24 protein-coding genes are annotated in these 24432 nt (G+C 71.5%); 9 read left to right on the top strand and 15 right to left on the bottom strand.

Annotated features, from left to right (window positions below; translation table 11 throughout):
* Nucleotides 1–15: 15 nt before the first annotated feature.
* Both H4696_RS43290 and H4696_RS43285 read right to left on the bottom strand, forming a co-directional pair.
* Nucleotides 16–1782 carry a chitinase gene (locus H4696_RS43290; RefSeq protein WP_086861849.1) on the bottom strand — a complete coding sequence of 589 codons (1767 nt, stop codon included), beginning with the start codon at nucleotides 1780–1782 and terminating at the stop codon, nucleotides 16–18.
* Between the two features lie 74 nt (nucleotides 1783–1856).
* Nucleotides 1857–2414, bottom strand: a complete 558-nt coding sequence (locus H4696_RS43285; protein ID WP_086861848.1) for a P-loop nucleotide/nucleoside kinase family protein — start codon at nucleotides 2412–2414, stop codon at nucleotides 1857–1859.
* A gap of 255 nt (nucleotides 2415–2669) precedes the next feature.
* On the opposite strand from H4696_RS43285, the gene H4696_RS43280 reads away from it, so the two are divergent.
* Nucleotides 2670–3092, top strand: a complete 423-nt coding sequence (locus tag H4696_RS43280) for a hypothetical protein (protein WP_086861847.1) — start codon at nucleotides 2670–2672, stop codon at nucleotides 3090–3092.
* Between the two features lie 64 nt (nucleotides 3093–3156).
* On the opposite strand, the gene H4696_RS43275 is transcribed toward H4696_RS43280, so the two are convergent.
* Nucleotides 3157–4938, bottom strand: a complete 1782-nt coding sequence (locus H4696_RS43275; RefSeq protein WP_192782846.1) for a serine/threonine-protein kinase — start codon at nucleotides 4936–4938, stop codon at nucleotides 3157–3159.
* A complete protein-coding gene (locus H4696_RS43270) occupies nucleotides 4935–5729 on the bottom strand; it encodes a hypothetical protein (protein ID WP_086865471.1) in 795 nt (264 codons plus the stop codon). The genes H4696_RS43275 and H4696_RS43270 overlap by 4 nt, the downstream gene beginning before the upstream one ends.
* A 274-nt stretch (nucleotides 5730–6003) precedes the next feature.
* Between H4696_RS43270 and H4696_RS50470 the strand changes: the two genes are divergently transcribed.
* The 5 genes from H4696_RS50470 to H4696_RS43245 all read left to right on the top strand — a co-directional run bounded on the left by H4696_RS50470 (nucleotide 6004) and on the right by H4696_RS43245 (nucleotide 11757).
* Nucleotides 6004–6687: a hypothetical protein gene (locus tag H4696_RS50470; protein ID WP_225955975.1), complete on the top strand. Its 684-nt coding sequence runs from the start codon at nucleotides 6004–6006 to the stop codon at nucleotides 6685–6687.
* 77 nt (nucleotides 6688–6764) lie between these two features.
* Nucleotides 6765–7541 carry an ArsR/SmtB family transcription factor gene (locus tag H4696_RS43260; RefSeq protein ID WP_086855909.1) on the top strand — a complete coding sequence of 259 codons (777 nt, stop codon included), beginning with the start codon at nucleotides 6765–6767 and terminating at the stop codon, nucleotides 7539–7541.
* 198 nt (nucleotides 7542–7739) lie between these two features.
* Nucleotides 7740–8909 carry an EfeM/EfeO family lipoprotein gene (locus H4696_RS43255; protein ID WP_249026805.1) on the top strand — a complete coding sequence of 390 codons (1170 nt, stop codon included), beginning with the start codon at nucleotides 7740–7742 and terminating at the stop codon, nucleotides 8907–8909.
* Nucleotides 8906–10102, top strand: a complete 1197-nt coding sequence (locus H4696_RS43250) for a Dyp-type peroxidase (protein WP_086855911.1) — start codon at nucleotides 8906–8908, stop codon at nucleotides 10100–10102. The genes H4696_RS43255 and H4696_RS43250 overlap by 4 nt, the downstream gene beginning before the upstream one ends.
* Nucleotides 10103–10134: 32 nt before the next feature.
* A complete protein-coding gene (locus tag H4696_RS43245; RefSeq protein ID WP_086855912.1) occupies nucleotides 10135–11757 on the top strand; it encodes a phospholipase C in 1623 nt (540 codons plus the stop codon).
* A gap of 122 nt (nucleotides 11758–11879) precedes the next feature.
* Here H4696_RS43245 and H4696_RS43240 read toward each other — a convergent pair whose 3' ends face one another.
* From H4696_RS43240 to H4696_RS43220, 5 genes are read right to left on the bottom strand one after another with little or no spacing between them, the layout of a single operon-like run.
* Complete coding sequence (locus H4696_RS43240) at nucleotides 11880–12293, bottom strand: ATP-binding protein (protein WP_086855913.1); 414 nt, start codon at nucleotides 12291–12293, stop codon at nucleotides 11880–11882.
* Nucleotides 12294–12325: 32 nt separating this feature from the next.
* Nucleotides 12326–12682: an STAS domain-containing protein gene (locus H4696_RS43235; RefSeq protein WP_086855914.1), complete on the bottom strand. Its 357-nt coding sequence runs from the start codon at nucleotides 12680–12682 to the stop codon at nucleotides 12326–12328.
* Nucleotides 12683–12716: 34 nt separating this feature from the next.
* A complete protein-coding gene (locus tag H4696_RS43230) occupies nucleotides 12717–13157 on the bottom strand; it encodes a response regulator (RefSeq protein ID WP_086855915.1) in 441 nt (146 codons plus the stop codon).
* Nucleotides 13154–14674, bottom strand: coding sequence for a sensor histidine kinase (locus H4696_RS43225; RefSeq protein ID WP_086855916.1), 1521 nt, complete (start codon nucleotides 14672–14674; stop codon nucleotides 13154–13156). Before H4696_RS43225 ends, H4696_RS43230 begins: the two co-directional genes overlap by 4 nt.
* Nucleotides 14671–15867, bottom strand: coding sequence for a PP2C family protein-serine/threonine phosphatase (locus H4696_RS43220; protein ID WP_086855917.1), 1197 nt, complete (start codon nucleotides 15865–15867; stop codon nucleotides 14671–14673). Before H4696_RS43220 ends, H4696_RS43225 begins: the two co-directional genes overlap by 4 nt.
* 196 nt (nucleotides 15868–16063) lie before the next feature.
* Between H4696_RS43220 and H4696_RS43215 the strand changes: the two genes are divergently transcribed.
* Entirely contained in the window at nucleotides 16064–16414 is a 351-nt protein-coding gene (locus tag H4696_RS43215; protein WP_086855918.1) for a hypothetical protein, read from the top strand.
* On the opposite strand, the gene H4696_RS43210 is transcribed toward H4696_RS43215, so the two are convergent.
* The 5 genes from H4696_RS43210 to H4696_RS43190 all read right to left on the bottom strand — a co-directional run bounded on the left by H4696_RS43210 (nucleotide 16401) and on the right by H4696_RS43190 (nucleotide 21740).
* Nucleotides 16401–17624 (bottom strand): RNA polymerase sigma factor, encoded by a 1224-nt coding sequence (locus H4696_RS43210; protein ID WP_211299583.1) that lies wholly within the window; start codon nucleotides 17622–17624, stop codon nucleotides 16401–16403. The two genes, H4696_RS43215 and H4696_RS43210, sit on opposite strands and share 14 nt — an antisense overlap.
* Complete coding sequence (locus tag H4696_RS43205; RefSeq protein WP_086855920.1) at nucleotides 17621–17959, bottom strand: YciI family protein; 339 nt, start codon at nucleotides 17957–17959, stop codon at nucleotides 17621–17623. Before H4696_RS43205 ends, H4696_RS43210 begins: the two co-directional genes overlap by 4 nt.
* 64 nt (nucleotides 17960–18023) lie before the next feature.
* Complete coding sequence (locus tag H4696_RS43200; protein ID WP_225955974.1) at nucleotides 18024–19361, bottom strand: DUF2252 domain-containing protein; 1338 nt, start codon at nucleotides 19359–19361, stop codon at nucleotides 18024–18026.
* Nucleotides 19362–19395: 34 nt separating this feature from the next.
* The gene (locus H4696_RS43195; RefSeq protein ID WP_086855922.1) at nucleotides 19396–20448 is read right to left on the bottom strand and encodes a DUF6801 domain-containing protein; all 1053 of its coding nucleotides are present in this window, start codon (nucleotides 20446–20448) and stop codon (nucleotides 19396–19398) included.
* 65 nt (nucleotides 20449–20513) lie between these two features.
* The gene (locus H4696_RS43190) at nucleotides 20514–21740 is read right to left on the bottom strand and encodes a DUF6801 domain-containing protein (protein ID WP_192782845.1); all 1227 of its coding nucleotides are present in this window, start codon (nucleotides 21738–21740) and stop codon (nucleotides 20514–20516) included.
* Between the two features lie 319 nt (nucleotides 21741–22059).
* Between H4696_RS43190 and H4696_RS43185 the strand changes: the two genes are divergently transcribed.
* Together H4696_RS43185 and H4696_RS43180 are read left to right on the top strand one after the other, a co-directional pair.
* The gene (locus tag H4696_RS43185) at nucleotides 22060–22623 is read left to right on the top strand and encodes a hypothetical protein (protein ID WP_225955971.1); all 564 of its coding nucleotides are present in this window, start codon (nucleotides 22060–22062) and stop codon (nucleotides 22621–22623) included.
* Entirely contained in the window at nucleotides 22620–23810 is a 1191-nt protein-coding gene (locus H4696_RS43180; RefSeq protein ID WP_086863671.1) for a lipase family protein, read from the top strand. Before H4696_RS43185 ends, H4696_RS43180 begins: the two co-directional genes overlap by 4 nt.
* On the opposite strand, the gene H4696_RS43175 is transcribed toward H4696_RS43180, so the two are convergent.
* Entirely contained in the window at nucleotides 23811–24413 is a 603-nt protein-coding gene (locus H4696_RS43175) for a hypothetical protein (RefSeq protein WP_086863672.1), read from the bottom strand.
* Nucleotides 24414–24432: the final 19 nt, after the last annotated feature.

Below are 24432 nucleotides of genomic sequence, written 5' to 3'. Positions count from 1 at the left end.
GGCACACTCCCGCGCTCACGGCAGCGAGTTCAGGAACGGCTCGTGGCTGTTCTGGAACTCCCAGTTGTAGTACTTGTCCCAGTTGATCGACCAGGTCATCAGCCCGCGCAGTGCCGGCGTCGTGCCGCCGCGCAGCGTGTACGAGCCGCAGCCGCTGCCCTTGACCAGGCAGTTGACGGCCGTCTGGACGTCCGCGGGCGAGGTGTAGCCGTTGCCCGCGCTGACCGCGGCGGGCAGGCCGATCGCGATCTGGTCCGGCCGCAGCCCGGGGAAGAACTGGCCGGTGTTCGCGACGCTGAACCCGGCCTTGAGCATGTCGGTCATCGCGATGTGGAACTCGGCGCCGCCCATGTTGTGGTACTGGTTGTCCAGGCCCATGACCGGCCCGGAGTTGTAGTCCTGGACGTGCAGCACGGTGAGCGCGTCCCGCAGCGCGTGGATGACCGGCAGGTAGGCGCCGGTCCGCGCGTCCCCGGCGCCGGAGCCGCCGTAGAACTGGTAGCCGACCTGCACGAAGAACGTCTCGGGCGCCATCGTCAGGACGAAGCCCGAGCCGTACTTGGCCTTGAGCGTCTTCAGCGCGGAGATCAGGTTGACGATCACCGGCGTGGTCGGGTTGCGGAAGTCGGTGTCCCCGGCGTTGAGCGACAGCGAGTGGCCCTCGAAGTCGATGTCGAGGCCGTTGAGGCCGTACTTGTCGATGATGGCGGAGACGGAGCTGACGAACGTGTCGCGCGCGGCGGTGGAGGTCAGCTGCACCTGGCCGTTCTGCCCGCCGATGGAGATGACGACCTTCTTTCCCTGAGCCTGCTTGGCCTTGATCGCGGCGATGAAGTCGGCGTCGCTCTCGACGTTCGGGCACTCGGTGACCGGGCAGCGGTTGAAGCGGATGTCGCCGGAGGTGACCGAAGTCGGCTCCCCGAAGGCGAGATCGATGATGTCCCAGGCGGCGGGCACGTCGGCCATCCGCACGTAGCCGGAGCCGTTCGCGAAGCTGGCGTGCAGGTAGCCGACGAGCGCGTGCTTGGGCAGCCCGGTGTCGACGCACCCGGTGGTGGTGGCGCTGGTCGTCGCGGACTTCGGCGATTCCCCGGCGCTGTTGTACGCGGCGACGGCGTAGCTGTGGGTTTCGCAGGCCTTCAGCCCTCCGACGGTGGCGCTGGTCCCGGTGACGGTCGCGACGACGGTGCTGCCTTCGTAGACGCGGTACCCGGTCACGGTGCCGGCGCTCGCGCCCCAGGTCAGGGCGATGGAGTTCGCCGTGATGCTGCCGGTGGCCGGAACGCCGGGCGCCCCGGGCGTGCCGGGGGTGTTCCCGCCCGGGCCGTCGAGGACGACGTCGTCGGCGTAGTAGCTGCCGGCGCCGTACCACCCGTGGAGGTAGAGCTGGGCGGAGGTCTGGTTGCCGGTGGTGAAGGTGAGCTGCAGCTGGTTGTAGGCGCTCGCGTTGCCGGACCAGGTGGAGGCGCCGCCGGTGATGCCGAGGTAGACGGGATTCCCGCGCACCCAGGCGGAAACGGTGTAGGTGGTGTTCGGCTGAACGGACACGGTCTGCGCGCACTGGGCGTAGTCGGCACCGACCGGCGTGGCGGCGAGGGCGTAGCTGCCGCCGTGCACGGGCGCGCTGACGGCGGTGGCCCCGGAGCAGGTCCAGCCGGAGAGCGAGCCGGCTTCGAAACCGGGGTTGGTGAGGAGGTTGGCCGCTTCGGCGTTCCCGGTCAGAAGACCGGAGAGCGCCAGTACGACGGCGGCGAGGGTTGCGGACAGTCTGGAACGCCTCATCGGGTCCTCCAGTCGGGGAGATACCCGATATTGTCTAGACCAATATGTAAAATGTCCAGACCAACGGCCCGCGATCAAGAACCGAGTTCCACGAGCAGCTTCGTCACCAGCCGGGTCCGGCCCGCGCGGGAGCGGTCGATCACCTGGACGCTGCTCCACCCCGCCGGGACCCGCTCCGCGAGCAGCTCCTCGCGCCACTTCCCCACCCGCCGCACGTGGCGCGCGAACGACCGTGGCCGCACGACCCGACCACGTCGGCGTTGCCCCTCCAGTGCCTGCTCCGCCGGGACGTCGAGGAACAGCAGCCGCACCGGGCGGCCGCTCACCGCGCCGACCAGTGCCAGCAGGGCGCGGGTCGAGGCCCGCGTCGACGGCTCGTGGACCACGATCGGGCCCGCCCCGAGCGCGCGGCCGACGATCCGCGCGCGGTGCCAGGCGTGCACCACCGGCCGGTAACAGCGGTACGGCACCGCGGGGGCCACCGCCCCGAGACGTTCACGGACCTGGTCGGAGTCCAGCACCGGCAGGCCCGTCGCCGCGTGGCGGAGCATCGTCGTCTTCCCCGCGCCCGGGAGGCCCGCCACGACCAGCATGTCGCGTGGCCCGAGTTCGATAACGGTGGGCTCGCTCATGCCCCCTCAACGCCCGACCGAAGGTAATGGTTCCTTTACCATCGACTCACGGACAGTAACGGGCACGTCTTCCGCGCCGTGCGCGCCACCCGGCCGGACGCGCGGCCATCACACGCCGTGCCGCGCGGCCCGAAACCCATGCGGGACAACGCATTCGTCGACGGCCAGTTCGGGTGAAGTTCCCGTCCGCCCCTTCCTTGTGCCCGGGAAATCCTTATCTTCTTAAGGGGACACCGCTAGAACAGGGGACTCGTCATGACCCAGTCGCTGGAACTCCCGGTCCAGGAATTCTGTCTCGATTGGACGCTCACGGGCGAGGAAGGCAGCAAGGTCGCGGTCACCCTCAGCGGCCAGGTTTCGCTGCTCGACAACAACCGGTTCTACAAGATCGACGGCGTCGTCTACGTCACGGAGGGTGACGCCGACATCCGCGCGGTCGGCAATCCGTGCCTGTCCGTGCGGCGCAACGGCGTCGAGAAGACCGGGCGGCAGTGGGGTTGGGAGATGTGCTCGGCCCGCAAACGCCTGGCCGCGCTCAACACGATGGAGGGCTACTTCGTCCGGACGGGCTACTGGGCGCCCGCCGACCGCGCCATCCAGCTGAGCCTCTGCGCCGAATCCGGGTGGAGCCGGCGCAAGAGCTACAGCCCGCACGTCACCGTCCGGATGGTCGACTGACCATTGAGGCTTATTCTGGTTAGGCCGCCACGCCCACACCGGATACCGCTGGTCACCGCGAAAGTCATGTGGCGGCCGACGGCCGAATAAGCCTCACTGTGGACGCCCGGCGCCGCGCCGCCGCGACGACCAGCCCGGCCGCGAGCGCCCCCGCCACCGCGCACCCGGCGCCGAACCCTGGCGACGGCTCGTGCAGGCGCAGCACCGAAACGCACAGCCACACCGCCGCGCCGAACAGGATGCCCAGCACCGGGCCGCCGACCGTCGCGCCGCGCCAGCGGTGGCCGTTGCGGATGGTGCGCAGCCCGGATTCGAGGTAGGCGAGCGCGAACAGCGCCAGGATGAGGCTGCCCGCGCCCATCGCGCTGGCCAGCGGGTGCTGGCTGGTGAGGAGCGTGAAGGTCTGCGTGATCGGGCCGGTCCGGACGGTCGCCGTGACCGCGCCGCCGACGATCCACCGCGCGATCCCGGGCAGGGTGAGCTCCGCGGTGAAGCCGTTGCCCTCGGGTTTCGCGACGCTTTCGGCCGAACCGAGCGGGATCCCGGCCGCGGACAGGTCGATCGCAACGGGGCCGGGGTTGCCGGGGCCGCTGAAGATGAGCGGCTTGCTGAGGTCCACCTCGACCGGCGCCGAGACGGCGGTCCCCCCGAGGTTCAGCGTCGGCGACGCCGAATGCGGCAGCCGTTCGGGGTTGAGCAGGGCGAGGACGATCAGGGCGAGGGCCGCGAGAGCCGCGCCGGCGCGCAGCCAGACGATGGGGGTTGCCGAGGGGGAATCTTCCGGCGGCCGACCGGGGGTGCCGCTGGTGAGGTTCGGGTCGAGGTGGGCGTGCGGTGCGGCGAGGGTGGGGTTGGGGGCGCCGGGACGCTGGACCGGGCGGGTCCGGGACGGGTCAGGGGTCGCGGGCCCGAGGCCGACCGCTTGCGGAGCCGGGCCCGTCGTCGAGTTCAACCCCGCGATCACCCTCGGCGGCAGGTGCAGCACGGGCACCCCGGACCGCTCCAGCCACCCGGGCCCGTACACCGCCGTCGCCGCCGCGGCCAGGTCGGCCGCGAACGACTCCGCCTCCCTATAACGCGAATCCAGCTCGCGGGCCAGGCTTCGCATCACCACGCCCGCGATCGGCATCGGGACGCCCGCGATCGGCATCGGGTCGGTGAACATGTGCTGGCGCATCATGCTGATCGCGCCGCGGGTGTTGTCGAACGGGAGGCGGCCCGACAGCAGCTCGTAGAGCACCGTGCCCGCCGCGTAGACGTCCGCCGCCGGGCTCAGGGCGTTGCCCATCGCCTGCTCCGGTGCGATGTACGCCGGGGTGCCGAGGATCTCGCCGCCGTGGGTCACCAGGGTGGCGCCTTCGCTGATCACGCGGGCGATGCCGAAGTCGGCCACCTTCACCACGCCCTGCGTGCTGAACAGCAGGTTCCGCGGCTTGACGTCGAGGTGCAGCACCCCCGCCAGGTGCGCCGCGTGCAGGCCGGCCAGCATCGCCAGGCCGATCGCGCACGCCTGCTCGCCGCTCACGCCGTCGCCGTGGAAGCGGCTGTGGACCGTGCCGCCGTCGAGGCGCTCCATCACCAGCAGGTGCTCGCGGCCCGTGCGGACGTAGTCGTACACCGGGACGATGTGCGGGTGGTCCAGGCTCGCGAGCACCCTCGCCTCGCGGTCGAAGAGCTCGCTGCTCGCCGCGTGGTTGAGGATGTCCCAGGGCAGCTGCTTGATCGCGACGCTGCGGCCGAGCGTCCGGTGCACGCCGGCGAACACCACGCCCATGCCGCCTTCGCCGATTTCCGCCCCGATGTCGTACTGCGGCAGGGCGGCGATCAGCTCGGCCGGTGCGCTCATCGGGTGAATTCCTGCGTCGACGGCAGCGGGAGCCGGACCGTGGAGCCGTCTTCGGCGGGCGTGACCGCCGGGGGTGCCGGGTGCGGGGTGAGGTAGCCGAGCAGGAACGCGATCGCCGCCGCGCCGAGCACCACCGGGATCTCGATCGCCGGCTCCGGCGGGACGAGCCGCAGCACCGACAGGCTGATCACCGCGACCAGGCCGGTGCCGAACCCGGCGGGCAGGAAGCGCAGCCCGCGGCGCCAGCGGTTGGGCGCCAGCCGGTGCCGCGCCAGCGCGAGCAGCGCGGCCGCCCAGGCGAGGATCGTCAGCACGAGCATCGCCAGGCCGAAGACGCCGTACACCGACCAGACGGAGCCGCGGACGTCGGCGACCGTCGTCGCCTCGCCGAGCGTGGCGCGCTGCGCGTCGAGCAGCTCCACCGACGACGGCAGCAGCCCGGTCGCCTGCCCGCTGAGGTCGCCGAGGTCGAGCACGAACGTCCGGGTCGCCGAGCCGCGGGCGGGCACCTCGAACGGCGCCGTCGTGTCGTAGGCGAAGAACGTCAGCGCGAGGGCGACCCCCGACAGCCGCACGCTGCGGACCTTCACCGGCGCGGTGCCGGAGTTGGTGGCCACGACCTTCAGCTCGACCTGGCTCGCCGGGTCGATCGGGACGGTGGCGTCCTCGATCGGCCGCTGGTCGATCGACACCTGCACCTCGAGCGAGCCGGAATCGGCCGACGCTGCCGGCGCGCCGAGCACCACCGCGCACAAACCCAACGCAACCCCCGCCGCGATGACACGTCCCATTGGGCATCCCCTACTTGCGTAATCCAACTCGTCCGGAATGCTACAGCGAGCACACACCGGGGAGGGACGTCCGATGCGATTCGTGGTTCGGCTGTTTTTCGGCGCCGTGGCCGGAACGTTGCTTCTGCTCGTGACGGCGGGCAACGCCAACGCACAATACACTTCGTCGGTTGGTTTGAAACCGTCGAGCGGCGTTGCCGGGAGCGGGTTCACCATTTCCTGGAATTTCTATCCCTGCAAAGGGCCGGTCACCTTTTCCTGGAACGGCACCCCGATGTGGTCGGCCGACACCACGCTGCAGAACACGAGCGGCACGGTCGCGGCCAAAGTGCCGGCCGGCGCCCAGCCGGGCACCTACCCGGTCACCGGCACGTGCACCAACGCCCGCACCGGCGGGCCACTGAGCGCGGGCAGCCGGTTCACCGTGACCGGAACGCCCACCACCACGCCCCCGCCGCCGGTGACGACCACCCCGCCGCCGCCCGTGACCACGCGGCCGACCCGGCCCGGCACCACCACGACCCCGCCCACGACGACCAGCACGCCGCCGACCACCACGAGCACCCCGCCGACGACGACCACCCCGCCGCCCACCACACCCACCACGACCACCACCGAGCCTCAGCCCGGTGAACTCGTGCTCGACCGGCCGAGCATCCAGCCCGGGGAGTCCCTCGCCGCGTCCGGGCGGGGCTGCCTGCCGGGGCGGATGGTGACGCTCACCTCCGACGGCGCCGAGGTCGGCTCGGCCTACACCGACAGCTCCGGCGCGTTCACCGCGCCCGTCGAGTTCACCCGCATCGAAGCCGGGCGGCACACCGTCGTCGCCGAGTGCGGCGTGCGGCTGACCGGGGCCGTCGACCAGGTCGTCACCCGCTCCTCCGGCGGCCAGACCGGCACGCTGGTCGTCCTCGTGTTCTTCGTCCTCGCCGGCATCACGGTGATCCGCTTCCGGTGACCCCCGGTTGACAGGCAGCCGGTTGGCTGCCTATCGTCAATAGGCAGCCAACCGGCTGCCTATTGGAAGCGGGCGCGATGGACGAGGTCTTCAAGGCGCTGGCCGACCCCAGCCGCCGCCGGCTGCTGGACGTGCTCAACGAGCGCAACGGCCAGACCCTGCGCGAGCTGTGCGCGGGACTGGAGATGGCCCGCCAGTCGGTGAGCAAGCACCTGGCCGTGCTCGAGGCGGCCGGGCTGGTCACGACCACCCGGCGTGGCCGGGAAAAGCTGCACTACCTCGACGCCGCGCCGATCAACGCGATCGCCGACCGCTGGATGACCCGCTACGACCGCAGGCGGGCCGGCGCGCTGGCCGACCTGAAACGAGCACTGGAGTCCGCACCGATGAACGAATTCGCCTACACGACCTACATCAACACGACGCCGGAAAAGCTCTGGCAAGCGCTTACCGACCCGGCCTTCACCCGCCAGTACTGGGGCGTTTCCTTCGAAACCGACTGGAAAAAGGGCTCGACGATGGTCTGGGCCGAAAGCGGCGCGAAAACGGAAGACCCGGAACAGGTCGTCCTCGAATCGGAGCCGTACGGCCGGCTTTCCTACACCTGGCACACCTTCACCGCGGACTGGGCGAACGGAAACAAGATCGACGCCGAAACGCTCGCGAAACTGCAGAGCGAAAGCCGCACGAAAGTCACGTTCACCATCGAACCGCACGGGGAAATGGTGAAGCTCACCGTGCTGCACGACGGCTTCGACGACGACAGCACGACGCTGGCGATGTGCAGCCAGGGCTGGCCCGCGCTGCTGTCGAGCCTGAAGACGCTGCTGGAGACCGGCGTCCCCCTTCCGTGATCCCGGCCAATCGGTCTTTACTCCTGAACGCGACAGATCTGGCACAAGGAAAAGTCTGAATCCTCCCCCTTTCGTGGGCGCCCGGCTGAAGTCCGGGTGAATTCCCGCCGATCGAAGCCATCCGATGCGGTTTCGCGGGCGTTAGGCTCGCATAATCCGTGACCGGTGATGGTCCGATCGAGTGACGGGAGAGTGCGCGTGCCGGGGTCAGTACGTGCTCGCTGGATCGTGGCGGCGGTCGTGCTCGCCGTCGCGGCGGGCGCGGTCGTGGTGTCCTGGCCGGACAGCGCCACCGCCGGGGATCCGGAGATCGCGGTTTCGCGCTCGGCGTGCGGCACCGGCTGGGCCGAGCCGAAGCCGGGGCCGCAGACGTTCCGCCTGCACAACACCGGCTCGGTGACCGCCGAGGTCGACCTGATCGACCCGGCGACCGGCGTGATCTACGGCGAGGTCGAGGGCCTCGGCCCGGACACCACCCGCCCGCTGCAGGTCAACCTCGGCAACGGCAGCTACGCGTTCCGCTGCCTGCCCGAGGACGCGGGCGCGATCGTCGGGCCCGCCGTGCGGGTCACCGGCGGGGCCGAGCGGACCGGGCCGGGGGTCGCGCCGGTGACGCACAACGACCTGCTCGGCCCGCTCAAGGCCTACCAGCAGCACGTCGCGACCGGGCTCGGCGAGCTGGTCGCGAACACGGCCGCGCTGAAAGACGCCGTCCACGGCGGCGACCGCGCGGCGAGCGAAGCCGCCTGGCTGACCGCGCACCTGACCTACGAACGCCTCGGCGCCGCCTACGACGCGTTCGGCGACTCCGACGGCGCCCTCAACGGCACCGCCGACGGCCTGCCCGCCGGCCCGGCCGATCCCGGGTTCACCGGATTCCACCGCTTGGAGCAGGGCCTTTGGCACGGCGAGGACCTCGGCGCGCTCGCCGCCTTCGCCGACCGGCTCGACACCGACGCCCGCGCGCTGCAGGCGTCCTTCGGCGGCAGCCAGGTCGACGGCAACGACCTCGGGCTGCGCGCGCACGAGATCATGGAGAACACGCTGCAGTTCGAACTCACCGGCCGCACCGACTACGGCAGCGGCACCAACCTCGCCACCGCCCGCGCCAACCTCGACGGCACGCGCGCGGTGCTCGACGTCCTCCGCCCGCTGCTGGCCCCGCGCTACCCCGAGCTGTCCAAGGTGGACAGCTGGCTGACGCGCACGCAGTCCGCTTTGGACGCCGCGCACCGCCCGGACGGCAGCTGGACGCGCCTGGCGCAGCTTTCCCAGCCGCAGCGGCAGAAACTGAACGCCGACGTCGGCGAGCTGACCGAGCTGCTCGCCCCGATCGCCGCCATCGCCGAGCCGAGGAGGGTTTCGTGACCGGCCTGCCTCGCCGTTCGTTCCTGCGCCGCGCCGCCATGGGCGCCGGCCTGACCGTCGCCGCCGGGGCCGGGCTCGGCGCCTCCTCCGTCATCGACAGCGCGGCGCCCGTTCCCTTCCACGGCAAGAACCAGGCCGCGATCCTGCGGAACCCGCCGGCGCAGACGATCGTCGCCTCCTTCGACGTCGTCGCGGAGTCCAAGGCCGAGCTGACCGACCTCTTCCGCGCGATCACCGACCGGGCCCGGTTCCTGACCGCCGGCGGAGCTCCCGCGGCACTCGGCATCAGCGCGCCACCGGCCGACTCCGGGGTGCTCGGGCCGGTCGTGCCGGGCGGCGACCTCGGCGTGATCCTCGGGGCCGGCGCGTCGCTCTTCGACGACCGGTTCGGCCTGGCGAAGCTCAAGCCGGCCAAGCTCAAGCCGATGCCGACGTTCCCGAACGACGCACTCGACCCCGCGCAGTGCCACGGCGACCTCAGCCTGACGCTGTCGGCGAACTCCACCGACACCGTGCTGCACGCGCTGCGCGACATCGCCCGCGCGACCCGCGGCGGCATGCAGCCGCGCTGGAAGCTGACCGGCTTCAGCTCCCCGCCGCGCCCGGCGGGCACCCCGCGGAACCTGATGGGGTTCAAGGACGGCACCGCCAACCCGACCGGGTCCGAAGTGGACGGTCTGGTGTGGACGACCGGTGCCGGCGAACCCGCGTGGACCGCGGGCGGCAGCTACCAGGTGGTCCGGCTGATCCGGATGCTGGTGGAGTTCTGGGACCGGGTTTCGCTGGCCGAGCAGGAGAACATGTTCGGCCGCCGCCGCGACACCGGTGCCCCGCTCGACGGTACCGCGGAGACCGACGTCCCCCGCTACGCCGACGACCCGATCGGCACGGTGATCCCGCTGACCAGCCACATCCGCAAGGCCAATCCGCGCACCCCGGAGACGGACCCGAGCCGGATCCTGCGGCGCGCGGTGAACTACGACCGGGGCGTCGACAGCAACGGCAACCTCGACATGGGCCTGATCTTCGTCTGCTACCAGCAGGACCTGGAGCGCCAGTTCGAGGCGGTCCAGACGCGGCTGGCCGACGAACCCCTGACCGACTACATCTCCCCGTTCGGCGGCGGCTACTTCTTCGCGCTGCCGGGCGTCACCGGCCCGGACGACCACTTCGGGCGTTCCCTGCTCACCTGACTGACGCACCCACCACGAAAGGAAGCTCCACTGTGGACAAGAGAACACGACGGCGACGGCGCGGCCTGCTCGGCGCCGGGGCCCTCGCCTCGGTCGCCGCGCTGGCCGTCGTCACCGGCTCCGCGGCGACCACCGCGGACGCGCAACCGCTGAACCTGTTCCCCGCGCACTGGATCCCCACGGCCACGCCGATCAAGCACGTCGTGGTCATCTTCGGCGAGAACATCTCGTTCGACCACTACTTCGGCACGTACCCGAACGCGGCGAACACCGACGGCACCCCGTTCACCGCCGCGCACGGCACCCCGAAGGTCAACGGCCTCGACAAGAAGCTGCTGACCGCCAACCCGAACGCGTACAACCCGAAGCGGCTCACGCACGAGCAGGCGATGACCTGCGACCAGAACCACAACTACGGCGCCGAACAGGCCGCGTTCAACGGCGGCAAGATGGACAAGTTCGTCGAGAAGACCGAGACGGACAAGTGCACCGGCCAGCCGGTGCTGTTCGGCGAGCCCGGCCTGGTGATGGACTACTACGACGGCAACACCGTCACCGGCATGTGGAACTACGCCCAGCACTACGCGATGAGCGACAACTCGTTCAACACGACGTTCGGCCCGTCGACCCCGGGCGCGCTGAACCTCATTTCGGGCCAGACGCACGGCGGCCAGGCGGTCGATCCGGTGACGCACCAGCCGGTCAGCGACTCCTACGTGGTGTCGTCGCCGGACGCCAACGGCGTCGGCACGGTGATCAACGACCCCGACCCGGCGTGGGACGACTGCTCGGGCAAGAACCACACGAGCAAGGACAACCTGGCCACGATGCAGGGCCGCAACATCGGTGACCTGCTCAACCAGCGCCGCGTGACGTGGGGCTGGTTCCAGGGCGGCTTCCGCCCGACCGGCGAGGCCAACGGCTACGCGGTGTGCGGCCAGAAGCACACGAACGTCGGCGGCAACGCGGTCGTCGACTACAGCCCGCACCACGAGCCGTTCCAGTACTACCCGTCGACGGCGAACCCGAAGCACCTCCCGCCGTCCTCGGTGCAGGCGATCGGGCAGACCGACCGCGCGAACCACCAGTACGACATCTCGGACTTCGACGACGCCCTCAAGGCCGGCTCGATGCCCGCGGTGAGCTTCCTGAAGGCCCCGGAGTACCAGGACGGCCACGCGGGCTACTCCGACCCGCTGGACGAGCAGCAGTTCGTGATCGACGAGGTCACCAAGATCCAGCAGTCCCCGGACTGGAAGTCGACCGCGATCGTGCTGGCCTACGACGACTCGGACGGCTGGTACGACCACGTGGCCTCGAAGGTGGTCAACGGCTCGCACGACGCTTCGCAGGACCAGGCGTTCTGCACGGGCAAGCCGACGGTCCTGGGCGGCTACGCGGACCGCTGCGGCTACGGCCCGCGGCTGCCGCTGCTGGTGATTTCGCCCTACAGCCGGGTGAACCACGTCGACCACACGCTGACCGACCAGACGTCGGTGCTGAAGTTCGTCGAGGACAACTGGTTCACCGGCCGGATCGGCGACTCGTCGTTCGACGCGCGGGCCGGGTCGCTGAACGGGATGTTCGACTTCTGGTGGCCGCAGGCGAAGAAGGTCACCCTCGACCCGAAGACGGGCGCTGTCGTCCACAGTTAGCCCAAAGCACCCCAATGTGGCGTTCGGTGCGTCCGACGCACCGAACGCCACATTGGGTGCGTCTGACGCAACCAACGCCACATTGGGTGCGTCTGACGCAACCAACGCCACATTGGGGCGCTTCAGCCGACGGGGTCGAGGTCCCAGGTCAGGGTGACCACCGTGCCGCTCTCGCCGGAGGAGATGTCCGCGCGGTCGGCGCTGGCGCGCAGCAGGAGCAACCCGCGCCCGCGTGGGGAAACCGGGCGCGGGTCGACCACCGGCGGCCGCCACCGGCCGTGGTCGGTGATCACCACTTCGAGCCGGTCCTCGTGCGTTTCGGCGTCCAGGTCAACCACCCCGGAACCGGTGCCGTCGTAGGCGTGGTCGGCGACGTTCGCCAGCGCTTCGTAAGCGGCCAGCACGATGTCGCGCGCCCGGGCCTCCTCGACGCCCGCCGCCAGCACCCACGCCATCAGGTCGTGCCGGAGCCGGCGCAGCGCCTCGGGGACCGCTTCTACGCCGTGGCAGCGGAACGACCCGGCGGGTTCGTGCATCGGGGCTCGCCCTTCCTCCGTGCCGGGGGCCGTCACGTGAGTGCTTCGTCGACCGTCGGGTGGATGCTGATCCACGTGTCGAGACCGGTGGTCTTCAGCGGGCCGGACGTCACCGGGGAATCGCTGACCACCCGCAGCGCGCGGTCGGTCAGCGCGCGGTGCGCCGAAGCGAGCACCTGCAGGCCCGCCGAGCAGAAGAACGTCACCGAGCGCAGGTCGACCACCAGCTTCTCCGGCTCGTCGGCCAGGACCGCCGCCACGACGTCCTCGAACTCCGGCGCGCTGAGCAGGTCGATCTCCCCCGCCACGCCCAGCACCGCGGCGCGGCCCCGCCAATCGAGCGTGACCGCCAGCTCGGTGGCGGGAAGATCCCGTGATGAAGAGGTCACGGCCCCTTATCGTGCCCGACTCCCCGGCAAACGGCTACCGGTGCGGGAGCTGCACGACCGAGACCCAGAACTCGTCGATCTTCCGGACCACGTCGATGAACTTCTCGAAGTCGACCGGCTTGGTGACGTAGGCGTTGGCGTGCAGCTCGTAGCTGCGCAGGATGTCCTCTTCCGCTTCGGACGTCGTGAGCACGACGACCGGGATCGTGCGCAGCCGCGGGTCCTGCTTGATCTCGCCGAGCAGCTCCCGGCCGTCCTTGCGGGGCAGGTTGAGGTCGAGCAGGATCAGGCCGGGCCGCGGGGCCGCCCGGAACCGGCCTTCGCGGTTGAGGAACTCGAGCGCTTCGACGCCGTCGGCCGCCACGTGCAGCGCGTTGCGAATCTTGTGGTGCTCGAACGCTTCCCGGGTCATCAGCACGTCGCCGGGGTCGTCTTCGACGAGCAGGATGTCGATCGGGGCGGGCGCCTGCGTCATACTTCCCCATTGTCCTCTCGCGCCGGCAAGGTGAAGCGGAAAGTCGTGTCGGTGGCCGCGGTGTCGAGCCAGATCCGGCCGCCGTGGTACTCGACGATCCGGCGGCACAGGGCGAGCCCGATGCCCGTGCCCGGGTAAGCCGACCGCGTGTGGAGGCGCTGGAACAGCGCGAACACCCGTTCGGCGTACTCCGCGTCGATGCCGATCCCGTTGTCCGACACCGAAAACACCCAGTCGTCGCCGTCGCGCTCCGCGGTGACCCGGACTTCCGGCGGGCTCTCGCCCTTGAACTTCAGCGCGTTGCCGATCAGGTTCTGGAACACCGCCGTCATCAGCGCCGGCTCGACGCGCACCTCGGGAAGGTCGACGTGGGCGACCTTGCCGCCGCTCAGGGACAACGCGACTTCGAGGTTCGCCAGCGCGTCGTCCACCAGCCGGTCCGCGCCGACCAGCACGTGCTCGCCCGGCTTCCGGCCGACCCGCGAAAACGCCAGCAGGTCGTTGATCAGGACCTGCATCCGCTTCGCGCCGTCGACGGCGTACTCGATGTACTGCTCGCCGCGCTCGTCGAGCAGGCCCTGGTAGCGCCGCTGGAGCAGCTGGCAGAAGCTGGCCACCTTCCGCAGCGGTTCCTGCAGGTCGTGCGAAGCGACGTAGGCGAACTGCTCCAGGTCGGCGTTGGACCGCTCCAGCTCGCGCGTCCGCCGGTCGAGCAGGGCGTGCGCGCGTTCCAGCTCGGCGACCTCGTCGAGGATGCGCTGCCGCATGGCTTCGACGTCGGCGCCGAGCTGCGCGATCTCGCGCGGCCCGCTGCCGTGCACCGGGCGGTGGACGTCGTGCTCGGCGACCTGGCGGACCTCGTCGGCCAGGCCGAGGATCGGCCGGGTGATGATCCGCCGCAGGCCGAAGGACAGCACCGCGAACAGCACCACGAGCAGCACGGCGATGGCGACGAGCATCGCGGTCAGCAGCCTCGCCGCGGCGTCGAGGTCGGCGCGGCCGGCGTCGCGGACCACGGCGAGGTGGGCGAGCTGGGCGTCGAGCGCCGTGCGCACCGCGTTGAACAACGTCCGGCCGCGCTCGACCTGGGCCGGGGTCACCGGCGGCGCGCCGGGGGCGATGGTCGGCGCGGCGGCGGCCTGCCACGTCGTGGCCGCTCGCAGCACGGCGTCGAGGTCGTCGCCGACCTCGGTGCCCGGGACCGCGCCGGCCCGCCGCAGCTGGGTCACGGCGTCGGCCTGGGACCGGACGCCGTCGGTGTAGGGCGCGAGGAAGTCCGGCTGCCGGCCGAGCTGGTAGCCGCGGACGCCGGTCTCCTGGTTCAGCAGCGCCGTCGACAGCTGGAGGGCGGCCAGGCGCTGCGGCCCGATCACGTCGAGCAGGCGGTTGCGGGCGTCGGTGAGGTTGCCCAGCGCGATCCCGCCGCCGATCAGCGCGGCGAGCAGCAACGCGGTTTCGGCGACGGCCAGCAGGGTCAGCCAGCGGCCGATCGACCAGCCGCGTGCTTCGGCGCTCATCGGGCGGGCTCCCCGGGGTCGTGGCTGAGCAGGGCGAGGGCGACGTCGTCGTCGAGCGGCCCGGAGTTGAACCGCTCGGCGCGGGCGATCAGCTCGTCGAGCAGGTCCGTGCCGTCGAGCCCGCCGCGGTGGCGGATGTCGAGCACGAGCTCGGCCATCCGCTCGTGGCCGAGCCGTTCGGACCCGGCGCCGACGCGGCCCTCGAAGACGCCGTCGGTGTAGAGCAGCAGCGACCACCCCGGCTCCAGCGGGACTTCGAGGGCTTCCCACTTGGCGCCCTCGACGATCCCGAGCGGGACGCCGACGCGGCCGCCGGAGAGCAGGTGCCCGTCGCCGGGGGTGAGCAGCAGCGGCGGCAGGTGCCCGGCCAGCGACAGGCGCAGGGATCTTCGGTCCGGCGCGACGACGACCATGCAGACGGTGGCGAACAGCGGCTCGATCCGCTCGTGCACCAAGACCCGCTCGACCATGCTCAGCACGTCGGCCATCGGCAGGCCGGCCATCACGAGCGAGCGCCACGCGATCCGCAGCGCGACGCCGAGCGCGGCCTCGTCCGGGCCGTGGCCGCAGACGTCGCCGATCATCATGTGCACGCTGCCGTCGGCGAGCTCGATGGCGTCGTAGAAGTCGCCGCCCAGCAGGGAGCCGTTGCGGCCGGGCCGGTAGCGGGCGGCCAGGTCGAGGTGCGGGTCGCGCAGCAGCGGGACGGGCAGCAGGCCGCGTTCGAGCCGCGCGTTCTCCCGCGCGAGCAGCTGCTGCTGGAGGAACTGCTGCTCGACCTGCTCGGCGCGCTTGCGCTCCCGGGCGAACCGCAGCGCCTTCACCAGCAGCGGCCCGTCCACCTGGTCCTTGACGAGGTAGTCCTGCGCGCCGGCCGCGACCGCGGCGACGCCGGTGGCCTGGTCGTGCTGCCCGGTCAGGACGACCACGGCGACGCCGGGCGCGTGCTGCGCGAGCTTCGTCAGCCCGCTGAGCCCCATCGCGTCGGGCAGCTGCAGGTCGAGCACGACGCAGTCGGCGGTGAGCGGGCCGGTCAGCGCGGCGGCGAGCGTTTCGACGCGTTCGAGCGAGAACGGCACGGCCGTGTCCGCCAGCATCTCCTCGACCAGCAGCGCGTCGCCGTCGTCGTCCTCGACCAGCAGCACCCGCAAGCGGGTACCGGGATTCCACGATGAGTCGTGCGCGGCGGTCACCGGCTTCTCCCGTTCGGCTGCCCTCGGCCAGCACATCCAGACGATCAACCCTAGCGGCACCGGCCGTGGCCGCCTACGGCCGCGGAACCGGTCTCACCGGGGTAGCGCTTTATAGCACCCCGGTGTGACACCTGGCGGGTAACAGTTCGGTGCACGGCCGTGCCGGATCCGGGCGTACCCGGCCTACGCTCCGGCCATGCCCGCCCGCCGCGCCGCTTTCGCCTGGTGGGGCGCGACGGCGTGCTGGTTCCTCGGCTCGCTGGTCGGCGGGCGCCGGACACCCGTGGAGGCGGCCGTCCCGACGCCGGTCGCGGTGCTCGCGTACGTCGTCTTCGCGGGGCTGTGGGCGTTGCTGGTCTACGGCGTGTACCGCGGGGTGAAGGGGACGCGGACGGCGCTGGCGGTCGTCGGCGCGCTCGGCATCGTCGACCTCGTGGTGCAGCTGGTCGGCGACGTCGTGACCCGCGCGTACGGCCACGGCGCGTTCTTCCTGGCCGCGCTGGTCCTCTCGGGCGCGGGGTTCGTCCTGCTGTTCAGGCCCCGCTGAGCCGCGCGGCGAGGAACTCCTGCTCCGCGGCGTTGTCGCTCAGCTCGAGCGCCGCCCGGTAAGCCTCGGCCGCTTCCGCGTCGCGGCCGAGGCGGTGCAGCAGGTCGGCCTTCGTGGCGGGCAGGTAGCGGTAGCCGGCCAGCCTCCCTCCGGACTCCAGGCGGGCGACCTCGGCGAGGGCCGCCGCCGGACCGTCCACCATGGACAGTGCGACCGCGCGGTTGAGCGCCACCACCGGGGACGGCCACAGGCCCAGCAGCACGTCGTAGAGGACCAAGATCTGCGGCCAGTCCGTCTCGGCGTAACTCGGCGCCTGCGCGTGCAGCGCGGCGATCGCGGCCTGGACGCCGAACCGGCCGGGCGGGCCGGCCTTCAGGGCTTCGACGACGAGCCGGTCGGCCTCGGCGATCAGCCCGGTGTCCCAGCGGGCGCGGTCCTGGTCTTCGAGCCGCAGCAGCCGGCCCGCGGCGTCGGTCCGGGTGGCGCGGCGGGCCTGGTGGACCAGCAGCAGCGCCAGCAGCCCGGCGACCTCGGTGTCGGCGGGCAGCAGGGCACGCAGCAGCCGCGCGAGGTCGAGGGCGCGCCCGGTCAGCTCGTCGCGGACCAGGCCGGCCCCGGTGGACGCGGTGTGCCCGGCGGAAAAGAGCAGGTGGACGACGGTCAGCACGACCGACACCCGCGCGGGCAGGTCCGCGGCCGACGGCACCGCGTACGGGATGCGCGCGGCCGCGATCTTCTTCTTCGCCCGCGTGATCCGGGCGGCCATGGTCGGCTCCGGCACCAGGAACGCGTGTGCGATGTCGGCGGTCGCGACCCCGCACACCAGCCGCAGCGTCAGCGCGATCTGCGCCTCCTGCGCCAGCGCCGGGTGGCAGCAGGTGAAGACGAGCCGCAGCCGGTCGTCCGGGATCGGCCCGGCCGGCTCCGGCGGTTCGGCGGCCTCAGGCTCGACCAGCAGCGGCAGCTTGCGCCGCAGCACCTCCCGGTGCCGGACGCCGTTGAGCGCGGTCCGGCGCGCGACCGTGGTCAGCCACGCGCCGGGCCGGTCCGGGACGCCGTCGCGCCCCCAGCGCTCCAGCGCCCGCAAGGAGGCGTCCTGCACGGCCTCTTCGGCCTCGTCGAGGTCGCGGGTGACCCGCACCGTCGCGGCGAGCACGGCGGCCCACTCGCGACGGTGCGCCTCGGCGACGGCGTCGGCGGCGGAACTCAGTCCGGCACCACCTGGAAGTCGATCAGCGGCCGGACCTCGACGCCGCCCTCGACGACCGGCGTCAGCTTCGCGCAGGCGAGCGCGTGGTCGAGGTCGCGGGCCTCGAGCAGGTACACCCCGGCCAGCACCTCCTTGGTCTCCACGAACGGCCCGTCGGTGACGAGGTCGCCGCGGATGGCGGTGGCGGTCTCGTTGGGCTGCAAGGCCAGGCCGGCGGTCACCTTGCCGCCCAGCTCACCGATCCGGTCCGGCAGTCCCAGGTGCCGGTCCATGATCTCCTTCGGCAGGTCTTCGGCGGGCACCCGCTCGTAGATGAGCACCGCGTACTGCGCCATGTCCGGTTCCTCTCGTCGTGGTCCTTTCCTACTCCGTCACGCGAGAGGCGGCGAAATCGACAGCTCAGAACAGCGGGCGCCCGGAATTCTTCGCGGCGACGTACGCCTGCCAGTCGCTGGTGACCTGGTCGGCGTAGCTCGTCGCGAACGCCCGCGTCTCGCTCTGCAGCCCGGACACGGACGTGATCGCGCCGTCGATGGCGGCGTCCGCCGAGTAGGCGAGCCCGGTGCCGGGGATGTCCTGGTCGGCGCGGGAGTGCGCGGCGGCGAGCAGGCGGCCGACGTCGCGGACGGTGTCGTCCCAGAGCGCGGACGACGTCAGGTCGCCGATCTCCAGGTCTTCGGCGAACGGCGACTTCTCCTTCACCAGCACCGGGGTGCTCCCGACGCTCGCCCACCCGGCCAGCGGGTCGGACTGGTTCGCGAGCCACCGCAGCGCCAGCGCCGGCCGCTGCCCGCCGGTGAGCGTCGTGGCGTTCGGCGCGAGCTGCTTCGGGCCCGGGTCGACCTCCTGCTTGAGCTCCAGGATCCGGTCGTCGGACGCCGAGGTCGTGTCGCCCTCGACGAGCACGTACCAGCGGAACCGGCCGAGGCTGCCGGTGCCCGCGCCGGTCCGCCGCCGCACGTCCTTCACGACGGCTTCGGACGCCTTCAGCGGCTTGCCCGCGGTGGTCCGGTAGGCCGCGACGGCGTCGGCGAGCTGCGTCCGGGTCGTCGCGGACACGATCTGCAGCTCGGGGTCGGCCTTGAAGTGGCCGCCGGTGGTCCACTTCGCGAGGAGGTCGGCCCGCTTGTCCGCCGCGGCGGCGTCGATCAGGTCGCCGACGAGGTCGGAGGTGTTCCCCGCGGTCAGCCGCCAGCCCGCTTCGTCGCCGGTCCCGTGGAACTTCCCGATCCACTGGGCGTATTCGGCGACGAAGGTGTCGACGTCGGTGGCGATCTGGCTCGCGCTGCGGCCGTCCGCGCGCCCGGCGAGCACGATCGAGACGGCTTCGCGGCGCAGCTCCCACGTCCACGAACCGCGCCAGGCGTCGTCGGTGTCGGTGAGCGCGAACTGCTCTTCGTTGTCGGCCCCGCGGTCGGCGCCGGTGTTCTCGAGGTGGGCGTCGCCGGTCAGCCACACGTCGCCGCCCGCGGTGGCGTACGCGGACGGCGGCAGCTCCCCGAGATCCCGGTAGTAGAGCGGCGAAGTGCCGCGGAAGAACGCCCACGCGCCCGACGCGAGCGTCTCCGTCCGCAGTGTCAGCTCGTCGTCGGTCGCCCCGCCGTTGAGCGTGTGCAAGGCGTGGTCGCGGTCGTAGACCACCGCCACCGGGTCCCGGGTCAGCCCGGCGGCCTCCCCGGGAGCCGCGGTGGCGAGCAGCGTGATCACGGCCAGGGTCCCCACAGTGGTTCGGCGCATCCCGACACAGTTACCCGGTCGAGGTGAATCCCGGTCAGCGTGCGGCCAACGTGACGGCGAACGTGTTGCCGTCACTTTGGACCAGCGAACTGAGGTACGCGGTGAACGCACCGCAGTCCGCCAGCGCCGGAATCGTGTAGCTGCCGGTCAGCGGACCACCGGCGGCCAGGGTGAACCCGGTGCCGGTGCGCAGCTCGACCGGGATCGACGTACTCGCCCGGCACCCCGCGTCGGCGACGGGCAAGCCGAAGAGCGTCACCTGCGGGAGCGCCAGCGCCAGCCGGGAATGCGCCACGAAGCCGTCGCCCGCCACCTCGCCGGTCTGCGGGCCGTCCGGGCTGAACTGCAGGTCGGCTGTTCCGGGCACGAACCCGAAGACCTTGAACTCCGCCCGCGTCCGGTCGAACGCCGGGCTGAACCCGGTGAACGAGCCGGTGATCGGCGCGGTCGCGCCGAGCGCCTTCAGCGTCGTCGTGCCGGTGACGCGGTAATCGCGCGCGGCCGTTCCGAGGTCGAACGAAAACAGCACCGGGTCCTGGCCGGCGTCGAGCGTGCAGTCCGAGGTGAACGAGCCGAGCCCGGTGAACGAGCCGTCGGCCTTCTTCGGCGTGAGCCGGGTGCTGAAGCCGCCGATCGTCAGCGCCGTCTTGCCCGCGTTCGGCAGCTGCACCGGCGGGACCGAGCCGGTCGCGTTCGTGGTGAACGGCCCCGACGCCGGCACCGCCGTCTTCGCCACGGTCAGCGGCAGGGCCAGTGGCAGCGTCAGCGGGCCGTTGGTCAGCGTCACCCCTGCGGACGCCGTCCCTTCGATGCTCGCCGCGCCGACCAGGGCCAGGCCGCGGGTGGACTTGTCGGGCACGGTCACCGAGACCGCGAGGTCCGACGTCGTGAAGGTGCCGCCGGGCGCGGAAGGCACGTCGAACGACGCCTTGATCTCCACGTCCAGCTGCTGCAGCCCGATCAACGGGAACGGGCAGGTGTAGCTCAGCTTCTTCGTGATCGGCGTCGACGCGTGCGCGGGCGCGGCCGCGAGCGGCAGCACCAGGCAGGCGAGGGCCGCCGCGAGCAACGACCGGGCTTTCCGCACGGGTTTTCCCTTCGGGGGCATGGCACCGGCCCCCGCCGCGGCGCGACGGGGGCCGGTAGTCCGGATCACTTCTTGGCGAGCACCAGGTCCAGCGAGTTGCCGTCGCTCTTGGCGAACGCGCTGATGTAGTCGTTGAACGCGCCGCAGTTCTGCAGCGCCGACAGCGAGTAGGTGCCCGACAGCTTGCCGCCCTTGAGCAGGTCGAAGTCGGGACCGGTGGTCATTTCGCTGGTCGACGGGGAGACCGTGCCGCACTTCGGGTCACTGCTGATCGGGAAGCCGAACAGGTTCACCTGCGTGAGGAACGTGTCGAACTTGATGTGCGCCTTGAAGCCGGTGCCCACGAGCTCACCGGTCTGCGGGCCGTTCTGCACGACCTTGACGTCCGAGCTGCCCGGCAGGAAGCCGAGGAGCTTGAAGTCGGTGTGCGTCGGGTCCAGCGCCAGGTTGCCGACGAAGGTCTTGGCCGACAGGTTGACGTCGGCGTCGAAGGAGCCCTTGATCGGCGCGGTGCTGCCGAGCGCCTTCAGCGCGGTCTGGCCGGTGATGCCGAAGGAGTACTTGATGCCGGGGCCCGGCGGGGTCGTGGTGGGCGGGGTGGTCACCGGCGGCGTGGTGGTCGGGGGCGTGGTCACCGGCGGGGTGGTGGTCGGCGGGGTCGTCGTCCCGCCGCCGTTGATGGTGATGGTGGCCAGGGTGTTGTTCTGGCCGGCGTCCTGCGTGCAGGGCGCGTCGATGGTGCCGTCCGGCGTGATGCCGGTGACCGAGCCGTCGGCCTTGCGCGGGGTGACCTTGAGGTTCAGGTCGCCGACGGTGATCTTCGCCTGGCCGGGCTGGGTGAACGTCAGCGACGGCGTCTTGCCCGCCGCGTTGATGTTCATCTCCCCCGAGGCCGGGATGTTCGTCTTGTCCAGCGTGATCGGGACGCTGACCGGCAGGTTGAGGCTCGGCGCCGCGACGGTCGCGGCGGCGGTGGCGGTGCCCTCGAGCGTCGTGGCGCCGATCAGGCTCAGGCCGGAGACGGTGTCCGCGTTGATCGTGGACACGGCCTTGATGTCGAACGCGCCGGTCGGCTGCCCGGTGTTGACCGTGGTCGGCAGGTCGGTGTTGATCACCACCTTCAGCGACTGGGACCCCACCAGCGGGAACGTGCAGTGGTAGTTCAGCGTCAGCGAGATCGGGTCGGCGGCGCTGGTCTGCGCCCCGACGAGGAGCGCGGTGGCGACGAGCCCCACCGCGCCGGCGGCCGCGGCGGCCGCGACCGACTTCTTCTTCCCTCTTGGGTGACTCACGATGGTCCTTCCGTGTATCAACAGTGATACGAAACGGCGCGCACATTCAGCGAGAATCGCGACCGACCGTAAGCTAACGAGTGCCGATGGCGTCAATCAAGAGCTTTTGGTGAAAACGCCACGCAGTACCGGCAAATTGTCACACCGGCACGCCATCACGCACGAGTTCCTAGCAGCCCGGGGAAGGTTTCCCCAGCACAGCGTGGTCGCCGAACCGCTGACGCGCGTGACAACTCCCCGCCGCGGAATGTTGACGCACGTGCCAACCGGTCATTCTCTCCTTGCTCGCGCACAACCGCGCCGCGTAGCTTCGAAACCCATGAAAAGAATGCACAGCGCGGTGCTCGCAATGGCGGCGACCGCACTTCTGTCGTGCGCTGCCTGTGGCTCGGAAGCCCCCGCCGACCCCGGCCGGCACGCCGACCCGGCGGCACTCGCCTGGGTCGACAAGGTGTGCACCGGCGTGGCCGCCGGTTCGGCGAAGCTGGCCCAGCCGCCCGCCGTCGACAACGCCGACCCGGTGAAGACCCGGGACGCGATGGTCGACTTCCTGACCCGGCTCGGCTCCGCCCTCGACGACATGGCGGGCGGCATCCGCGGGGCCGGCGTCCCGCCTGTCCCGGATGGACAGTCCGCAGTGGACAAAGCCACCGGCAACCTCACCGAGACCAAGGCGAAGGTCGGTGAGACGAAGACCAAGATGGAGCAGGCCAAGGTCACCGACGACGCCAGCCTGCGGAAGGTCATCTCCGAAGCCGACGCCACGATGGGGCAGCTCGCCGACCCGGAGGGCCCGATCAAGGACCTCAAGGCGAACCCCGAGCTGGACCTGGCCTTCAGCGAGTCCGCGACCTGCAAGCGCGTCTACGGGAGCGGCGCGTGACCGCCCGCCGCGTGCTCGCCGCGCTGGCGGCGGTGGTCCTCGCGACGGCGCTCGCCCCCGCGGCTTCGGCGGCGCCCGCCGAGGGGACCGGCCCCTTCGACGACTCGTTCTACACGCCGCCGTCGCCGCTGCCCGCGGGCAAGCCGGGCGATGTGCTGCGCTGGCGCCCTTCGAACGCGGGCCCGCGCAAGGCGTCGGTCGACGCGTGGCAGGTGATGTACCTGTCGACGAACGCGCTCGGGCAGCCCGACGCGGTCACCGGCACCGTGCTGGTGCCCAAGACCGCGAACCGGGCCACCGCCCCGATCGTCTCGTTCGACCCCGGCACGCACGGGCCGGCGTTCGCCTGCACGCCGTCGAAGATGATCGACATCGGCGCGTTCTACGAGCAGCCCGGCCTCGACGACCTGCTCGACGCCGGGTACGCCGTCACCGTCCCGGACTACGAGGGCTACCAGAGCACCCCGAAGACGACCTACGTCGTGGACCGCTCCGAAGGCCCGGCGGTGATCGACGGGGTCCGCGCGGCCCAGCGGCTCACCGCGGCCGGGCTGTCTTCGACGTCGAAGGTCGTCTTCCGCGGCTACTCCCAGGGCGGCGGCGCCGCGGCGTGGGCCGGGGAGCTGCAGCCGACGTACGCGCCCGAACTGAACTTGGCCGGGATCGCGGCCGGCGGCGTGCCGTCCGACCTGGTCCAGGTGACGCTGCAGCTGGACGGGAAGTTCGGGTTCGGCGTGTTCGCCTACGCGCTGCTGGGCCTCGACCAGGCCTACCCGGAGCTGCAGCTCGACTCGTTCCTCAGCGACAACGGCCGCGCGAAGCTCGCCGAAATGAAGCAGAGCGCGTGCACCTTCGAGCTGCTCACGACGTACGCGAACCAGAAGATCGCGGACTACACGACCGGCCCGGGCTACATCAAGCCCGCGTGGGTGGCCCGGCTGAACGAGAACAAGCTCGGCGGCACCCCGCCGAAGGTGCCGGTGTTCCAGTACCACGGCACCGGCGACCAGCTGGTGCAGTTCGCGCAGGCCGACGCGCTGCACAAGGCGTACTGCGCGGCCGGCGTGGCGGAGACGTGGAAGACCTACGACACCGACCACATCACGCTCGTCTACACCGGCAACGCCGACGTCCTGGCCTTCGTCAAGGACCGGATCGAGGGCAAGCCGGCGAGTTCGAACTGCTGATCAGCGGTCGCGTCCGCCGTGGGGGCGCTGCTGCCACGAGCTGATCACGGAGCTGACGTACTCGCGCCACTGGTCCTGCGGGTCCGGCGGCGGCGCCGCCGTCGTCGCCGGGCCCGCGGGCTTGCGGCCCGCACCGGCGGGCGCGCTCGGCTTCTTCGCCGGGGAGTCGTGCACCTCCGCGGTGAGCGGGGGCGGCGCCGCGGACGCGCTCATCGTCTCCACCGCCTCGCTGGAGGTCGGCGGCGGAACGGAGGCGGACGCACCGGGCGGCGGCACGGCCGTCCCGCCGACCTGGTGCGGCTGGAGCAGCACGACGGCGGCGAGCCCGAGCGCGACCACCCCGCCCGCGGCGAGGATGAACGGCTTCGTCCGGCGCGAGGTGTCGGCGGGCGGCGCGTCCCGCGGGCGCTCGTCGTCGGGCTCCGGCGCCGCCAGTTCGGCGTCGAGGATGGCGAGCGGATCGGGCTTGGGTTCGGGCTCGGGCTCGGGTTCTTCGGCGAGCTTCGCGTCGAGTTCACCGCGGATCATCAGCGGCTTCGTCTGCGAGAGGTTCACCAGTTCGGCGACCGAGGGCAGCTCGCTCCCCTCGCCCTTGCGTGCCATCGAAAGACCTCCACCCTGT

This window comes from Amycolatopsis lexingtonensis, from assembly GCF_014873755.1.
Lineage (GTDB): Bacteria > Actinomycetota > Actinomycetes > Mycobacteriales > Pseudonocardiaceae > Amycolatopsis > Amycolatopsis lexingtonensis.
Note: the sequence above shows the minus strand (reverse complement) of the source record. Positions and strands in the feature narration are given on the sequence as shown.

Coding starts and splice junctions, on each gene's coding strand:
- H4696_RS43205 (WP_086855920.1), bottom strand. CDS start 17,959: ATGGCGCAGTACGCGGTGCTCATCTACGAGCGGGTGCCCGCCGAAGAC.
- H4696_RS43285 (WP_086861848.1), bottom strand. CDS start 2,414: ATGAGCGAGCCCACCGTTATCGAACTCGGGCCACGCGACATGCTGGTC.
- H4696_RS43275 (WP_192782846.1), bottom strand. CDS start 4,938: ATGAGCGCACCGGCCGAGCTGATCGCCGCCCTGCCGCAGTACGACATC.
- H4696_RS43290 (WP_086861849.1), bottom strand. CDS start 1,782: ATGAGGCGTTCCAGACTGTCCGCAACCCTCGCCGCCGTCGTACTGGCG.
- H4696_RS43215 (WP_086855918.1), top strand. CDS start 16,064: ATGCCCGCCCGCCGCGCCGCTTTCGCCTGGTGGGGCGCGACGGCGTGC.
- H4696_RS43225 (WP_086855916.1), bottom strand. CDS start 14,674: ATGAGCGCCGAAGCACGCGGCTGGTCGATCGGCCGCTGGCTGACCCTG.
- H4696_RS43260 (WP_086855909.1), top strand. CDS start 6,765: ATGGACGAGGTCTTCAAGGCGCTGGCCGACCCCAGCCGCCGCCGGCTG.
- H4696_RS43240 (WP_086855913.1), bottom strand. CDS start 12,293: ATGCACGAACCCGCCGGGTCGTTCCGCTGCCACGGCGTAGAAGCGGTC.
- H4696_RS50470 (WP_225955975.1), top strand. CDS start 6,004: ATGTGGTCGGCCGACACCACGCTGCAGAACACGAGCGGCACGGTCGCG.
- H4696_RS43185 (WP_225955971.1), top strand. CDS start 22,060: ATGAAAAGAATGCACAGCGCGGTGCTCGCAATGGCGGCGACCGCACTT.
- H4696_RS43175 (WP_086863672.1), bottom strand. CDS start 24,413: ATGGCACGCAAGGGCGAGGGGAGCGAGCTGCCCTCGGTCGCCGAACTG.
- H4696_RS43200 (WP_225955974.1), bottom strand. CDS start 19,361: ATGCGCCGAACCACTGTGGGGACCCTGGCCGTGATCACGCTGCTCGCC.
- H4696_RS43280 (WP_086861847.1), top strand. CDS start 2,670: ATGACCCAGTCGCTGGAACTCCCGGTCCAGGAATTCTGTCTCGATTGG.
- H4696_RS43230 (WP_086855915.1), bottom strand. CDS start 13,157: ATGACGCAGGCGCCCGCCCCGATCGACATCCTGCTCGTCGAAGACGAC.
- H4696_RS43270 (WP_086865471.1), bottom strand. CDS start 5,729: ATGGGACGTGTCATCGCGGCGGGGGTTGCGTTGGGTTTGTGCGCGGTG.